Source organism: Cohnella algarum, assembly GCF_016937515.1.
GTDB lineage: Bacteria > Bacillota > Bacilli > Paenibacillales > Paenibacillaceae > Cohnella > Cohnella algarum.
The window spans coordinates 31,826-46,901 of sequence record NZ_JAFHKM010000002.1; the positions used below are offsets into that span (position 1 = coordinate 31,826).

Here is a 15,076-nt window from a genome sequence, read left to right on the forward strand (position 1 = left end):
GCTCCGTCAGCCTCCGACCCTCTCCAGCGTATGGCGGTTCGGGGGAATCGGCACGCCCAGGTTCCCCCTGAGCGTGTCGCTTTCGTACTCTTCGCGGAAAATGCCGCGCGACCGCAAAATCGGCACGACCTGCTCCACGAAGTCGTTCAGCCCGCTCGGCAAGCTCGAATGAACGATAAAGCCGTCGCCCGCTTCCTCCTCGTGCCACTGCTGGATGAGGTCCGCGATTTTTTCCGGCGTGCCGACGAACTCGCCGCGCGGCGTCGCGCTGCGGAGCGCGACCTGACGCAAGGTCAGATTTTGCTCCCTGGCCGTTCGCTTGATTTTGTCCGTCCCGCTGCGGAAGCTGTTCTGCCCCAAATCCCCGATATCCGGGAACGGCTCGTCAAGCGGAAAGCGCGAGAAGTCGAAATGCTCGAAAAACCGGCCCAAATAATCGAGCGCTTTGTCGATCGTCACAAGGCCGGCAAGCTCCTCGTATTTGCGCTCGGCCTCCTCCTCGGTGCGCCCGATGATCGGATGGATGCCCGGCAGAATGACGATGTCGTCCTTCGAGCGGCCAAGCGCGACCGCCCGCCCTTTGACATCGGCGTAGAACGCCTTCGCCTCCTCGATCGTTTCGCTTCCGGTAAATACCGCGTCCGCCTGCTTCGCGGCCAGCGTTTTGCCGCTTTCCGACGAGCCCGCCTGGAAAATCACCGGCCTTCCCTGACGCGACCGCGCGATATTGAGCGGCCCCTGAACGCTGAAATATTCTCCCCGATGGTTCAGCCGGTGCATTTTGGCCGGATCGAAAAACACCCCGGACGCTTTGTCCCGAACGAACGCATCGTCCTCCCACGAATCCCACAAGCCGTTCGCGACGTCGACGAACTCCTCGGCGATCCGGTATCTTTCGTCATGGGACGGATGAGGCCCGCCCCCGCGGCCGCCGTAATTGAGCGCCGAGCCTTCGAGCGGCGACGTCACCACGTTCCAGCCCGCCCTTCCGCCGCTGATGTGATCGAGCGAACCGAACTGCCTCGCGACCGTAAACGGCTGGCTGTACGAGGTGGACAGCGTCCCGACGAGACCGATGCGGGAGGTCGCCGCCGCCAGCGCCGACAAAATCGTGAGCGGTTCGAAACGGTTGAGAAAATGGGGGATCGATTTTTCGTTGATGTACAGTCCGTCCGCGATAAAAACGAGATCGAACTTCCCCTTCTCCGCCAGAAGCGCCTGCTCCCGGTAAAAAGGAAAGCTGACGCTGGCGTCGGCCGGCACCTCCGGATGCCGCCACGCCGATACGTTGCCGCCCACCCCGTGGATGAGGGCGCCGAGCTTCAGTTGCTTTTTGGCCATTCGCGTGTTCCTCCTTCGCTTGTTCCGATCCATCCGCCCGCCGTCAATGGAAGGCGGTTTCTTTGAGGCGCAGCCGGTAGCATTTGACGAGCGTTTCCCCGTTGTTGAACTCCTTGTCGCGCGCGCGCTCGAAGCCGAGCCGCTCATACAGCTTCACGGCGTCCGCCATGATATCCGAAGTGTGCAAATGCAAGCTGTCGCTGCCCCACTCGCGCGACCGGCGCGCGCATTCGCCGAGGATCGCGGTGGCGACCCCTTTGCCCCGAAAATCCGGAGAAACGCCGAGCAACCGGACGATCGGCCCGTTTATTCCGAGTTCGGGCAACCCGTACGCCGCCTCCGACGAATCGAACAGCAGCCCGCTGCCCGCGATGCGCCCGTTCCATTCCGCGACGATCCGCGCCCTCGGGCCGTCTCCCTCGACGGACGCCAAAATCGATTCCCGGTAAGCCGGCCATTTGTCGGCAAGCGGGGCTTCGTACTGCCCGTAGGCTCCCAGCAAAACGCCGCGAATCGGTTCCTTGTCGGCTTCGACCGCATCGCGAATGCGAAGTTCGTGTTGCGCCATGAGACCCCCTCCTAAAAGTGTCCGTTTGCCAGGCTCAAACTCGGATCGTCCCGTTTGATCCGGTCGATCTGGCCCAAATGCCGCTGCAAATGCTCCGTAAAAGAGCGGATGACCCCGCTCAGCGTCACCGTCTCGCCGCGGAAATTGACGGCCGACTTTTCGCCGTATTCGGCGGGGATGCGGCGCAGCAGAAGCCCGTTGTAAACGAGCAGCGCCTCGAAAAAATCCAAAATGTCCGCCGCCGAGCCTTCGTTGGCAAACGTTCGGCTCACCCAATCGTCCTGGTCGAAGGCGGGGAGCCTCGCGACGGAGCCGGAAACGATTTCCCGGATCCGGAACGACACGACGAGATGATGATCCGCCAAATGGGACAGCACCTCGGTCACGCTCCATTTGTCCGGCGCCGGCTTGCGTCTCAGCTGATCTTCCGAAAGTCCCTCGACCGCTTCGCGCAGCGGCTTGATCGTATTCAAATAACGCTCGATTTCGTTCGGGCTTAAGCTCATCGGAATCCCTCCTGCAAAATAGTCCCGCCGTCGGAACGATCGCCTGCCGCGCCAGTCTCGCCGGTCCCTGCGCCGGGTTCGGCCGAAGCGTTCCCGGCCGCATGGGGACCGGCCAACCGGCGCAGCGCCTCCTCCGCCGCCGCGGCCAGATAGGCCGCGGCGAGCGGCAGCGCCCGCTCGTCCAGGTCGAAGGCCGGGTGATGCCATTCGTGCGGGCCGTTCGTGCCGACGAACGCGAACACGCCGGGAATTTCGCGCTGATAGAACGCGAAATCCTCGCCCGCAAGCGACGGGACGGGCTCGATCGCCTCAAGCCCCGCTTTCGCGGCGGCCGCAAGTGCGGTTTCGATCCAGGACGGATCGTTCGTCACCGCCGGCGGACCCTCGAGCCAGCGAACCTCCGCTTTCGTCCCGAGCGCCGCCGCCACCCCTTCGGCAAGCTGCGCGAACCGCTCCCGGACGAGCCTTCGCGCGTCCGGATCGAACGTCCGCAGCGTCCCCTCCAGCACGGCCGTCTCCGGGATGACGTTCCAGCTCGTTCCTCCCTGGATGCGCGTCACGCTGACGACCGCGCTCTGCAGCGGGCCGACGTTGCGGCTGACGATCGTCTGCAGCGCGGCCACGACATGGGAAGCCGCCACGATCGGATCGGCGGACGCTTCCGGAACGGCCGCATGGCTGCCGACGCCCCGCAGCTCGACGACGAAGCCGTCGGCGGCGGCCATCAGCGGCCCCGCCTTGATCCCGATCCGGCCGACCGGCAAATCCGGCTTGTTGTGCAGCCCGAAAATCGCCCGGACGCCGTCCAGGGCCCCGCTGGCCAGCACCAGTCCCGCGCCCTGCGCCTTCTCCTCGGCCGGCTGAAAAACAAACCGGACCGTGCCCGGCAGCTCCCGCTCCTTTTCCTTGAGCAGAAAGGCCGCTCCGAGCAGCGCCGCCGCATGAAAGTCGTGGCCGCAGGCGTGCATTTTGCCGTCGTGCTTCGAAGCGAACGGCAGCCCGGTTTCCTCGCGGACCGGCAGCGCGTCGATGTCCGCCCGCAAGGCGACGACCGGCCCGCCGGCGAAGCCTCCCGCTTCGGCAACCAATCCCGTCCGAAGCGGAACGTCCGCGATCCGGACGCCCGCTTCGGACAGCCAGCCGCGAATCGCCGCCGTCGTCCGGAATTCCTCGTGCGACAGCTCGGGGTGCGCATGCAGCTCCCGCCGAATCGCGACCAGCCGCTCCGCAAGCTCCGCCGTCGGCGTTGGATAAACCGCGGATTCGCTCATCGCCGCTCCTCCCTTCCCGCCGGCAGCTCGGCGAACGCCTCTTTCAGCAGTTCGAACGAACGCTTGCGCCGGGCAAAGTCCTTGATCCCCGTCGTCACGATAATCTCCTCGGCGCCGAGACGCTCCGACAGTTCCAGCAGCCTGGCGCGGACGGCCGACGGCGACCCTTTCGTCACGTCCGCCTCCCGCACCTCGATCGTGAAGCGCTCGTTCGTCTGGCGCCCGAACTCTTCGGCGTGCTCCACGGTTCCGACCGTGATCGTCCGGCCGCTTTCCAGCCTGATCTTCACGATTTTGATCTCCTCGGCCAGCGAGGCCGCTTCCCCGTCCGTTTCCGCGACGATGACGGACAAAGCCAACATCGGGCGGGGGACCGTTCCTTTCCCCCCGTCGAACTTCGCCCTGTAAGCCGCAAACGCCGCCTCCGCAACCTCGATGTCCCCGTTGATAAACAACGCGAACACGTAAGGATGTCCCGCCTGCGCCGCCAGCTCCGCGCTCGCGACGCTCGTTCCGAGCACGTACAGCTCGGCGGGACGGTCGACGGCCGGATACGCCTTGAGCCCCGGCAAGGGGTGATCCTCCGGCAGCCGGTCGTGCAAGTACTGCTCCAGCTCGGCCAGCTTGCCTTCGAGCGGCGTCGGCTCCGCTACCCCTTTTTGCAGCGCCTTCGTCGAATTCGGCAGCCCGCCCGGAGCCCGGCCGACGCCGAGCTCGACGCGGCCCGGGGCGAGCGCCGCGAGCACGTTGAAGTTTTCCGCCACCTTGTACGGGCTGTAATGCTGCAGCATGACGCCGCCGGAGCCGATGCGGATTTTCTCGGTTTTCGCCAGCAAATACGCGATCAGCACCTCCGGGGACGATCCGGCGACCTGCGCGCTGTCGTGATGTTCGGACACCCACAGCCGCTCGTAGCCGAGCCGTTCGGCAAGCCGCGCGATTTCCAGCGTGTGCGCGAACGCGTCCGAGGCGTTTTCCCCTTCGAAGAGAGGACTTTGATCCAAAATGCCCAGTTTGATAACCACGTTCCATCATCCTTTCCGGGGACTAAATCGAATAGCTCGCTTCGGGGAGCACCCGTTTCAAAAACTGCTTCGTTCTCTCCTCCTTCGGCCTTGCGAACAGCTCGGCGGGCGTTCCTTCCTCGACGATCGCTCCCCGGTCCATGAAGACGACCCGGCTGGCCACGTCCTGCGCGAAGCTCATTTCATGGGTGACGACGATCATCGTAATGCCCTCCCTGGCGATTTTGCGGATGACGTCCAGCACCTCGCCGACCAGCTCCGGATCGAGCGCGGACGTCGGTTCGTCCAGCAAAATCGCGTCCGGCTCCGGCGCCAGCGCCCGGGCGATGCCGACCCGCTGCTGCTGGCCTCCGGACAGCTGGCTCGGATAAGCGTCCAGCTTGGCGCCGAGGCCGACCTTTTCTAGCAGCCGGACGCTCCGTTCGCGGGCTTCGGCCTTCGGCAGCCTCCGCACGACGACGAGGCCCTCCATCACGTTTTCGAGCGCCGTCTTGTGGCGGAAAAGGTTGTATTGCTGGAACACCATCGTCGTCTTGCGCCGCAGCTCCAGCACTTCCTTCCGCTGCGCCCGGCCGGCGCTAACCCTCGATCCGCTTACCGCCACCTCGCCCGAAGTCGGCTTCTCCAAATAATTGATGCAGCGCAGCAGCGTCGTTTTTCCCGAGCCGCTCGGTCCGACGATGACGACGACTTCTCCTTTTTCCACCTTCAGGTTGATGCCCTTGAGCACCTCCTGCTTGCCGAACGTCTTGCGCACTTCCGTAAGCTCGATCATGCCACGCCTCCCCGGTTATAGGCGCCGATCCGTCTCTCGATGAGACCGGACGCGCGCTCGATCGCGATCGTCAAGCCCCAATAAATGACGGCGGCGGCCAAATAAGCCTCGAAAAACTTCCAATTCGTCGCGGCGACGATTTGCGCCTTCGCGTTGATATCGACGACCGAGACGGTAAAAGCGAGCGTCGAGCCGTGCAGCATCCCGATGACCGAATTGGACAGGTTCGGAAGGCTGGCGGCCAACGCCTGTGGAAACACGATCCGGCGAAGCGCCTGCGGCGTCGTCATCCCGACCGATAGCGCCGCTTCCAGCTGTCCCCGGCTTACCGCCAGCATCCCCGACCGCACCACCTCGGACAAGTAGGCCCCCGCCGTAATCGAAAAAGAAATGTAGGCGAACCCGATCATCGGAATCGACGCCGCGCGAAAGCCAAGCCCGAGCCCCTGCGCCGTTCCGTCGATCAGAATCGGGAGGCCGAAATAAACGATCAGCAAATGCGTCAGCATCGGCGTGCCGCGAACGACCGCGACGTAGGCGGCCGCAAGCCGGCCCAATACGGGCACCTCGTATACTCTCAGCAGGGCGGCGACCGTGCCGATGACGAACCCGCATGCGACCGACACGAACGTGATGAGCAGCGTCGTCGGAATCGCGTCCAGCAGCCGGACGAACGCTTCGGCGATAAATCCTCCGTCAAGCTTCATCGGCATGCGCCTCCTTCCATGAAGCGCGGCCGGCGGATCCCCGGAACAAGCCGCGGACTTTCCTCGTTGCCCGTCCCGAGACCGATGCTGCTTCCCGATCGGGCCGCTCGAATTTCAGCAGCTTCCGCTCGGCCGTCCGGAACAGCCGTTCGAGGATGAGGCTAATGACGAAATAAATGGCCGCAAGCGAAACATAGGCTTCGATAAAATGCTGCGTGGCGGCGACGAGCGACTGCGCCTTCCCCGTCATCTCCATGACGCCGAGCGAAAAGGCGAGCGACGTGTCCTTCAGGTTCGCGATGACCTGGTTGGCGAGCACCGGCACCGATACGGCCAGCGCCTGCGGCAGCACGACGCGGCGAAACGCCTGGAAGCCGGTCATCCCGACCGCGTAGGCCGCCTCGGTCTGCCCCCGGTCGACCGCTTCCACCGCCGCGCGAATCGCTTCGGACAGATAAGCCGCCGAATGGAGCGCATAGGTCAAAATAACGAAGAAAATGACGGGCGTCCGGCTGACGTCGACCTCGACGAGCTTGAGCAGCTCCGGCAAGCCGTAATAAATCAGAAACAGCAAAATCAAAATCGGAGTGCCGCGGAAAAAGGATACATACAATTGCGACAGCTGCTTCAGCAGCGGCACCTTATACAGCCGGGGCAGCGCCACGACGAGGCCGATCGCGAGTCCCAGCGCCATCGACGCCGCGACGATCAGCAGCGTCGTATGCAAGCTGCCTAGCAGCTTGGGGATAAATTCCAGGACATAACGAAGCTCGGGGTCCTTCATCCCGCTATTCCCTCCCTACCGCCGGGCCGGCGGCGATTCGCAGACCCCTTCAGGTTCCGGTTTGCGTGAAATCCTCTCCGAACCATTCCAGGCTCAGCTTCGATATGGCGCCTTCCGACTTCAATTCCCGGATCGCGTCGTCTACCCGGTCGGCAAGCCGCTGCGCTTCGGGGTCGTCCTTGCGGAACACGAACAAAATATCGGCTTCGCTCAGCGTTTCGCCCGCCGTCTTCAGCTGTCCCTCGGGATCGATCAGCTGGAGGGCGAAATCCGCGGCGAGCGTCGCGTAAACGCGGCCTGACACGATTTGCGACACCGTATCGTTCGCGGCTCCGTTCTGGTACACGATTTCGATCGCATCGCCGTTGTCCTTGTTGTAGTTTTCGAGAATCGTCGCCTGCGCGCTCGTCGCCGTCGTCAGCACCTTCTTGCCTTTCAGGTCGTCGAGCGTCCGAATGTCGTCGCCGTTGTCCTTGGCGACGACGATTTTGTTTTTCCACGCCGCATAGGGCTCTTTGTTAAACAAATATTTCTGCTCGCGCTCCGGGTTTTTCTCCATCTGATGGGCCACGATGTCGATTTTTTTCGTTTCCAGGCTGAGCAGCAGGTTCGTGAATTCCATCGTTTGCAGCTCGAACGCATAATCCGGCAGCCGTTCGTCGATCAGCCGGACGAGCTCCACGTCGAATCCGGTCAGCTTGCCGTTCTCGTCGATAAAGCACACGTTGGGAAACTGCGTTCCCGTTCCGACGATGATTTTCTTCGCTTCCTGCGAAGGCTGCGCGCCGGCGCTCCCCGAAGCCGAAGGCGATCCGGCCGAATCGGAAGCCGCGTTCGGGGAGGCGTTCCCCGCGCCGGAGCCGCTTGCCGCATTAGGGCCCGCGCTGCTTGCGCCGCAGCCGGCCAGCAGCGCGGCCGCGGCGCAAATCGCCAGCAGGTTCATGGACAGACGGAACGGCGTTTTTCTCGTTTTTTTCAAGATATACCCCTCCACTCGAAGATAACTTATAATTCCTACTTGTTAAGTTTGAATTATTGGAATCCAATGTATCACCCGGCGCCGACGCCCGTCAATGCGCGGGACAATAGAGAAAATCTATCGATCGATGCAACAATTGAATAACCGGTCAACCGCCAAAATTCAGCTTGCGGCCGATCCGCAGCAGCGCGCGCACGATGTCCTCGTGCTCCCCTTGCGCGGTTACGATGTTCGTCTGCATCGAAATGCCGGCCGTCTCCGGGATATGGACCGGAAGCAGCCTTCCCTCCGCCACTTCCCCCCGCACGCACATCGACGGCAAAAAGCAGATGCCCGCCTTTTTCATGACCAGTTTTTTGGCCATTTCCGAATTGTCCGTCTGGATGACGACGTTCGGCGGCTGCCTCAGCGACTCGAAGATCCGATGCACCCGCTGCCAGTCGAGCGCCCCGCACTCGAAAAACACGAGCGGCTGACTTCCGATCGCTTCGACGGTCAAATCGTCCTTTTCGACGAACGGGTGGCCTTCGTACACGTGAAGCCGGATCGGGTCCTCGTAAAATTTGACGGAGGCCAGATTCGGATGGGCGACGCTGCGCACGAAGCCGATATCGATTTCCTTGCTCAGCACTTTTCCGACCAGCTCGTCGGTCACGCCGGTCGTGAATTTGAAATGCAAGTCCGGGTATTGCTCCTGGAGAAGCGGCAGCAGTTCGGGAACGACGTAATGGGCGACCGATACCGTGCAGCCGATGCGCAGCTCGCCCGCGAGCTTGCGTTTTTGCTGGACGTGCTGCCGTCCTTTCTGGTACGTTTGCAAAATCTGCTGGGCATAAGGAAGGAATCGCTTCCCCTCCTCGGTCAGCACGGCCTGCTTGCCGAGCCGGTCGAACAGCCGGCAGTCGAGCTCCCGTTCGAGCGACTGGATGCGCGCCGTCACCGAGGGCTGGGACAGAAACAGCGCTTCGGCGGCTTTGTTGAAGCTTCCGAAATGAATGACGTAGACGAAAGCTTCCATATTTTCAATGTTCATGCCCTCTCCCCCCTGCGCTTGCATTTCAAGCGGCGCTGCGGAATTCCCGGTGAATGACAAAAAAGACCGCTCCCCATATCGAATGAGAAACAGTCTCCGGTTTTCCGGTCGTCTGCCAGATTAAGTTCGCTATATAATTAGTATTCCGATTAATTTAGTTAATATTAAACCAAGGGAAGTTTGTTCGTCAACCGCCGGCGATACTCAACTCAACAGACCTGGATTTTGCGCAACCTGGCGAGGCCTGATCACTCGATTAAAAAAGACCGTCCCCCGCGGCAAAGTGGGGAAACGGCCTTGGACCATCCGATCGTATGTTATCCTACCTCGATTCCGAGCTGCCGAAGCTCCCGGACAAATTCCTTGCGCAGCTCCGCCTTCTCCGTCTCGTCCAAAAAAGCCGCCTCCACGCCGTTTAAAATCAGCCGCCCGATTTCCGGCATCGTAAAGCCGTACTTGTCGATCAGCACGGCGTATTCCTTCGTCATGTCGGTGTTCGAGACGGTCATGTTGTCGGTATGGACGGTAACGAAGAGGCCTTGGTCGAAATAATCGCGAATCGGATACGACTCCCAGTCTGCCGCGGCCTTCGTCTGAATGTTGCTGACCGGGCACATTTCCAGCGGAACCCTGCGCTCCCGGACGAGCGCAAGCAGCGCCGGATTCTCCTTCGTCCGCACGCCGTGGCCGATGCGGTTCGCCCCGAGCGCTTCGAGCGCGCCCCGCACGCTTTCCGGTCCGGCGGCTTCGCCCGCATGAATCGTAATCGGCATGCCCGCCTGCAGCGCCGGCGCGAACGCATCGCGGTGCGCCTCGGGCGGATGGCCGGCTTCGGGCCCCGCCAGGTCGACCGCCGCGACGCCTTGATCGCGCAGCCGAACAGCGGCCTCGACCACCTCGCGGTTGGCCGCGACGGAATGATTGCGCAGGCAGGCGGCGATCACCCGGCCTTTGACGCCGAATGCCGCTTCGCCTCGCGCGAGCCCCCGCACCGCGGCGAGCAGCACTTCGTCGACCGCAAGTCCTTTCTCCCGATGAAGCTGCGGGCCGAGCCGTACCTCGACATAGCGCACGCCGTGTTCCGCCGCTTGCTCCGCCAGCTCGAACGCCGCCCGCTCAAGGGCTTCCGCGGTATGCAGCACTTTCGACGCCCAATGGAACTTGCTCAAGTAGTCGACAAGACTGGCGCATTCGTCGCCTACGGTCATGTACGGGCGCATGCCCTCGCCGCCGGAAGCCGGCAGCTCGATCCCCTGCGCCTGCGCCAGTTCGACGAGCGTGGACGGCTTCAAGCTTCCGTCCAGATGAATGTGCAAATCCGTTTTCGGAAGCCTGCGCAAAAGTTCCGTTTCTTCCGTCCGCATCAGGTCTCACCTCTTCGGAAATGTTTGCCGGACGCAGCCGGCGCGCGGTTGCGATTGCGGTATACGACGAGCACGACGATCGTCAGGATGTAGGGCAGCATTTGAACGAACTGAACCGGGATGTCGAACACCTGCAAACGAATTTGCAAGCTTTGCGCGAGGCCGAACAGCATGCTGCTGCCGAACGCCCCGACCGGATTCCATCCGCCGAAAATCATGGCGGCCAGCGCGATATAGCCGCGCCCGGCGACCATGTCCCGGTTGAAGAAATGCACGTCGCCGATCGAAAGGCAAGCGCCGCCGATTCCCGCCAGAACGCCGCACAGGATAACGCAAATGTATTGCATTTTGTACACGTGCACGCCGAGCGTATCCGCGACTTGCGGATTTTCGCCGATGACGCGCACCCTCAGGCCGAACACCGTCTTGAACAGCACGATCCACGTCACGATGACGACGGCGATCAGCAAATAAAACAGAATGTTCATATTGCCGATGATCGGGCCGATAAACGGAATGTCTTTGATCAAGGGAATCGATAAATTGGTGAATCCCTCTACGTCCGGCGATTTGCCCTTCGAGTCCCAGATCGTCATCAGCAGCACGACCGTCAAACCCTGCGCCAGCAAATTGATGCCGAGACCGCTTATAATATGATCCGTCTTGAACGCGATCGTAAGCACCGCATGCAATAACCCGACCAGCCCGCCGCCGATCATGGCAATAAGCAGGCCTCCGTAGGCGCTGCCCGTAATATAGGAACCGTAAACCCCGGCAAAAGCGCCGGTCAGCATCATGCCCTCGATGCCGATGTTGACGATGCCCGCCCGTTCGCACAACAGGGCGCCGATAGCGGCGAAAGCAATCGGGACGGCAATTCGCAAGCAGCTGGTCAGCAGCGAAATCCAATAGTCCAGATTAACTTCCATGTTGATTCACCCGCTTCTTGCGTAATTTGTATTTGCGAACGAGCCAAGGCGTCGCGACGAAAATGACGACGAATGCCTGAATCATGACGACGAAATCGCCGGGAATGTCCGTATGCCGGTCGAGGCCCGTCGCTCCGGCGCGAAGAGCGCCGAACAGCAAGGCGGAAAACAAAATGGCGATCGGATTGTTTCGGGCCAGGACGGCGACGGCAATTCCGTCGAATCCGTAGCCCGGCGAGATTCCCTGCAAAAAGTAGTGATGCACGCCGAGCACTTCGACGCCTCCGGCGATCGCCGCGAAAAAGCCGCTGAGCAGCATCGCGAAAATCATGCGCCATCCGATCGAAATGCCGCCCGTGCGAGCCGCGTCCGGATTGAGCCCGACCGCGCGGATTTCATAGCCCGGCACGGTGTACTTCATAAACCAGAAGAGGAACAGCGCGCAACCGATCGCGATAAACAACCCGACCGTGAGCTGGCTGTGCGGAATGAGCGTCGGCAATTGAACGGAAGCGGCCACCTCTTCCGTCCGCGGCACCATGCCTTCCGCCTTGAACGTATAATTGACGAGATACGCGGTAAACAGCGTCGCGATGTAGTTCATCATGATCGTTACGATGACTTCGTGCGCTTTCCACTTCACTTTCATGTATGCGGCAATGCCGGCCCACAGGGCGCCGACGATGCCGCCGGCGGCGAGCGCGATAAAGGCGTGGATGAATCCGGGCACGCCCGTCATATAAACGCCGACAAGCGCCGCCGTCATGCCGCCGAGATAAAGCTGACCTTCGGCGCCGATATTGAAAAGTCCGCCTTTGAACGCGATCGCGACCGCAAGTCCCGTCAAAATAAGCGGCGTCGTTTTGGCGAGGGTCTTGCCCCATGCGTCGGCGTCGCCGAATGCGCCCTGCGCCATCGTGCCGAACGCCTCGATCGGCGAATGGCCGCCGATCAGCAAGACGATGCCGCTGACGACAAAGGCGGCCAAAATGGAAAGAAACGTCGTTGCCCCCGTCTTCAGCCATGCGTTCGAACGTTGTTCCATCAGCTGCTCCTGCCTCCTTGCCGATCATGCGTCCCGCCGGTCATATAAGCTCCGAGCTCGTATTCGTCAAACGCGTCCGCACGGTCGAACGCGACGATCGAGCCTTCGTAAATGACGGCGATTTTATCGCTTAGCTTGCGGATTTCATCCAGTTCGGCCGAGATGAGCAGCACCGCTTTGCCTTGATCGCGCATGGCGATCAATTGTTCGTGGATGTACTCGATGGCGCCGATATCGACCCCGCGCGTCGGCTGGGCCGCGATGATCACGTCCGGATTTTGCGACAGCACGCGGCCGATGACGACCTTCTGCTGGTTGCCGCCGGAAAGCGACTTGACCGGCGCTTCGACGCTCTCGGACTTGATCCTGAACCTGGAGCGAATTTCATTGGCGTAAGTTTTGAGAAAACCGGTTTTGATGACCCGGCTTTTTTGAAAGTCGGCGCGGTTGTGGTAACCGAGCGCGATGTTTTCCTTTATGGAAAAGTCCCCGACGAGCCCGAGCTTGTTGCGGTCCTCCGGAATATGTCCGATGCCCAGCTCGATCATCTCGGAAGGGGATCGCTTTGTCACATCCTGGTCTCGCAGCTTGACCGTGCCGCTGTCGAGCGGGCTTAAGCCCGTCAACGCTTCGATCAGCTCCGTCTGTCCGTTGCCTTCCACCCCGGCAAGCCCGACGATTTCCCCGGCGAGCAGTTCCAGGTTGAAGTTCTTCAGCACCGGAACTTTGCGAACGCTTTTGTTGCCGTCTTTAACGGACAGCAAGGGGACGCGATGTTCATAGGTCGACGGCGGCGCCGCGTCGAACGATACTTTCCGCCCGACCATCATTTCGGCCAATTGATTCGAATTCGTTTCGGACGTGCGCACGGTGCCGATCAGTTTTCCGGTGCGCAAGATGGTCGCGCGATCGGCCAGTTCCATCGTTTCTTTCAATTTGTGCGTAATGATGGTGATCGTCTTGCCTTCGCTCCGAAGCTCCCGAAGCACGCGGAACAAATCGTCTACTTCGAGCGGCGTCAGCACCGCCGTCGGCTCGTCCAGAATCAAAATGTCCGCCTTGCGGTACAAAGCCTTCAAAATTTCGACGCGCTGCTTCGCGCCGACGGGCAAATCCTCGATTTTTGCCTTCGGATCCACCTTTAATCCATACTTGACCGAAATCGCCTCGACTTCCTGAAGCGCCTTGCCCATGTCGAAAAACGCGCTTCGCTTCGGCTCGTAGCCGAGAACGACGTTTTCCGCGACGGTCAAATTGTCCACGAGCATAAAATGCTGGTGAACCATGGCAATTCCGTTCCGAATGGCAACGGAGGGGCTGGCGATTACCGTTTGTTCCCCGTTCAGCCGGATCTGTCCTTCGTCCGGCTGGTACATGCCGTAAAGTATTTTCATGAGTGTCGTTTTTCCCGCGCCGTTTTCGCCAAGAAGGCTATGAATTTCGCCTTTTTCCATCGTGAAGGTGACGGAATCGTTCGCGACGGTGCCGGGGAAACGTTTGGTTATCTTAGTCATCTCCACCGCGTTCATGGCTGCCCCTCCGTAAAGTTGGTAGCTCCGTTAAAGAGAAATAAGGGTATTTTGAGAATACCCTTATTTCTGTAGTGCTTATGGGATTTGCTTGTGGCTGAAATCAGGAATTTTTGTTGTTTGCAAGGAATGGATCGACTTCTTCGAGGGCGGCCGGAACGACAAGCTCGCCGCTCGCGATTTTTGCCTTCAGTTCTTCGGCCTTGTCGATGAATTCTTGCGGCGTTTCGATCGTCGCGCCTTCTACGGAATAGCCTACGGCTTCTTCCTTGACGCCGAGGCTTTGAATGCCGGCCTGCCAGCTTCCGTCGATGATCGCTTGAATTTGGTTAAAGACGACGTTGTCGACCCGTTTGACGGTCGTCAGATACAGGGCATCCGGATCCTGGGAAGGAATCATGTCGGCGCCGACCGCCCATTTTCCCTTCTCCTTGGCGGCGTTGTATACGCCCAGGCCCGAGGCGCCGGCTGCTCCGTATACGATGTCGGCGCCGCCGTCATACATCGAAATCGCCATTTCCTTGGCCGTATTGGAATCGTTCCAGCTGCCGACGTAGTTCACCAGCACGTTCACGTTCGGATCGATGTATTGCGCGCCGGATTTGAAGCCGGCGACAAACGCGTTGATGAGCGGGATGTCCATGCCGCCGACGATGCCGATCGTTTTGGATTCGGACTTTTGCGCGGAAACCGCGCCGGCGAGGAATGCGCCCTCCTGGTCTTTGAAGACGGCGGAAGCGACGTTCGGCTTGTCGACCGTCGAGTCGATGATCAGGAACTTCTGATCCGGGAACTCGTCCGCCGCTTTGGAAATGGCGTCCACCTGGTCGAAGCCGATGCCGACGATCAGATCGTATTCGCCGTCCTTCGCGAAATCGCGATGGTAGCCTTCGTATTCGGCAATATCCGTCGGTTCTACGTAATCATACTCGATGCCGAGCTCGCTTTTTGCTCTTTCGGCGCCGGCATACCCGTTGTCGTTAAACGATTTGTCGCCAAGCCCCCGGTGGCGAACACGATCGCGACCTTGACGTCGCTTGCGGCAGCCGATTCCGATGCCGAAGCGGTCGGACTTGCCGCGCCGGATGCGGTCGGGGATGCGGAAGGCGAACTTCCCGCGTTGTTGTTGTTGCCGGCGCCGCATGCGCCGACGACGAGCGTCAAAGCCATAAGGCATGCGCCGAGGGTGAATTTGCGTTTGCTGCTCATTTAGATATCTC

General features: G+C 60.9%; 15 protein-coding genes. All 15 read right to left on the minus strand.

What is annotated here, in order from left to right; genetic code table 11:
* Window positions 1-6: 6 nt before the first annotated feature.
* Complete coding sequence (locus tag JW799_RS00230; protein WP_205428182.1) at window positions 7-1,341, minus strand: LLM class flavin-dependent oxidoreductase; 1,335 nt, start codon at window positions 1,339-1,341, stop codon at window positions 7-9.
* Between the two features lie 43 nt (window positions 1,342-1,384).
* Window positions 1,385-1,909: a GNAT family N-acetyltransferase gene (locus tag JW799_RS00235; RefSeq protein WP_205428183.1), complete on the minus strand. Its 525-nt coding sequence runs from the start codon at window positions 1,907-1,909 to the stop codon at window positions 1,385-1,387.
* A gap of 11 nt (window positions 1,910-1,920) precedes the next feature.
* The gene (locus JW799_RS00240) at window positions 1,921-2,415 is read right to left on the minus strand and encodes a DinB family protein (RefSeq protein ID WP_205428184.1); all 495 of its coding nucleotides are present in this window, start codon (window positions 2,413-2,415) and stop codon (window positions 1,921-1,923) included.
* The gene (locus JW799_RS00245) at window positions 2,412-3,686 is read right to left on the minus strand and encodes an amidohydrolase (protein WP_080836777.1); all 1,275 of its coding nucleotides are present in this window, start codon (window positions 3,684-3,686) and stop codon (window positions 2,412-2,414) included. The genes JW799_RS00240 and JW799_RS00245 overlap by 4 nt, the downstream gene beginning before the upstream one ends.
* A complete protein-coding gene (locus tag JW799_RS00250) occupies window positions 3,683-4,711 on the minus strand; it encodes an MsnO8 family LLM class oxidoreductase (protein WP_205428185.1) in 1,029 nt (342 codons plus the stop codon). The genes JW799_RS00245 and JW799_RS00250 overlap by 4 nt, the downstream gene beginning before the upstream one ends.
* A gap of 22 nt (window positions 4,712-4,733) precedes the next feature.
* Window positions 4,734-5,486 (minus strand): amino acid ABC transporter ATP-binding protein, encoded by a 753-nt coding sequence (locus JW799_RS00255; RefSeq protein ID WP_080836773.1) that lies wholly within the window; start codon window positions 5,484-5,486, stop codon window positions 4,734-4,736.
* Window positions 5,483-6,193 (minus strand): amino acid ABC transporter permease, encoded by a 711-nt coding sequence (locus JW799_RS00260; RefSeq protein WP_080836771.1) that lies wholly within the window; start codon window positions 6,191-6,193, stop codon window positions 5,483-5,485. Before JW799_RS00260 ends, JW799_RS00255 begins: the two co-directional genes overlap by 4 nt.
* Window positions 6,183-6,977, minus strand: a complete 795-nt coding sequence (locus JW799_RS00265; RefSeq protein WP_080836770.1) for an amino acid ABC transporter permease — start codon at window positions 6,975-6,977, stop codon at window positions 6,183-6,185. Before JW799_RS00265 ends, JW799_RS00260 begins: the two co-directional genes overlap by 11 nt.
* 49 nt (window positions 6,978-7,026) lie before the next feature.
* The gene (locus JW799_RS00270; protein WP_176220947.1) at window positions 7,027-7,920 is read right to left on the minus strand and encodes a transporter substrate-binding domain-containing protein; all 894 of its coding nucleotides are present in this window, start codon (window positions 7,918-7,920) and stop codon (window positions 7,027-7,029) included.
* A 184-nt stretch (window positions 7,921-8,104) separates the two neighbouring features.
* Window positions 8,105-8,989: a LysR family transcriptional regulator gene (locus tag JW799_RS00275; protein ID WP_205428186.1), complete on the minus strand. Its 885-nt coding sequence runs from the start codon at window positions 8,987-8,989 to the stop codon at window positions 8,105-8,107.
* 317 nt (window positions 8,990-9,306) lie between these two features.
* Complete coding sequence (gene add, locus JW799_RS00280; RefSeq protein WP_205428187.1) at window positions 9,307-10,353, minus strand: adenosine deaminase; 1,047 nt, start codon at window positions 10,351-10,353, stop codon at window positions 9,307-9,309.
* Window positions 10,353-11,282 carry an ABC transporter permease gene (locus JW799_RS00285; RefSeq protein WP_080836764.1) on the minus strand — a complete coding sequence of 310 codons (930 nt, stop codon included), beginning with the start codon at window positions 11,280-11,282 and terminating at the stop codon, window positions 10,353-10,355. Before JW799_RS00285 ends, add begins: the two co-directional genes overlap by 1 nt.
* Complete coding sequence (locus tag JW799_RS00290; protein ID WP_205428188.1) at window positions 11,272-12,327, minus strand: ABC transporter permease; 1,056 nt, start codon at window positions 12,325-12,327, stop codon at window positions 11,272-11,274. The genes JW799_RS00285 and JW799_RS00290 overlap by 11 nt, the downstream gene beginning before the upstream one ends.
* Window positions 12,327-13,856 (minus strand): ABC transporter ATP-binding protein, encoded by a 1,530-nt coding sequence (locus JW799_RS00295; protein ID WP_080836758.1) that lies wholly within the window; start codon window positions 13,854-13,856, stop codon window positions 12,327-12,329. Before JW799_RS00295 ends, JW799_RS00290 begins: the two co-directional genes overlap by 1 nt.
* A gap of 103 nt (window positions 13,857-13,959) precedes the next feature.
* A complete protein-coding gene (locus JW799_RS00300) occupies window positions 13,960-15,000 on the minus strand; it encodes a BMP family lipoprotein (protein ID WP_205428189.1) in 1,041 nt (346 codons plus the stop codon).
* Window positions 15,001-15,076 lie beyond the last annotated feature (76 nt).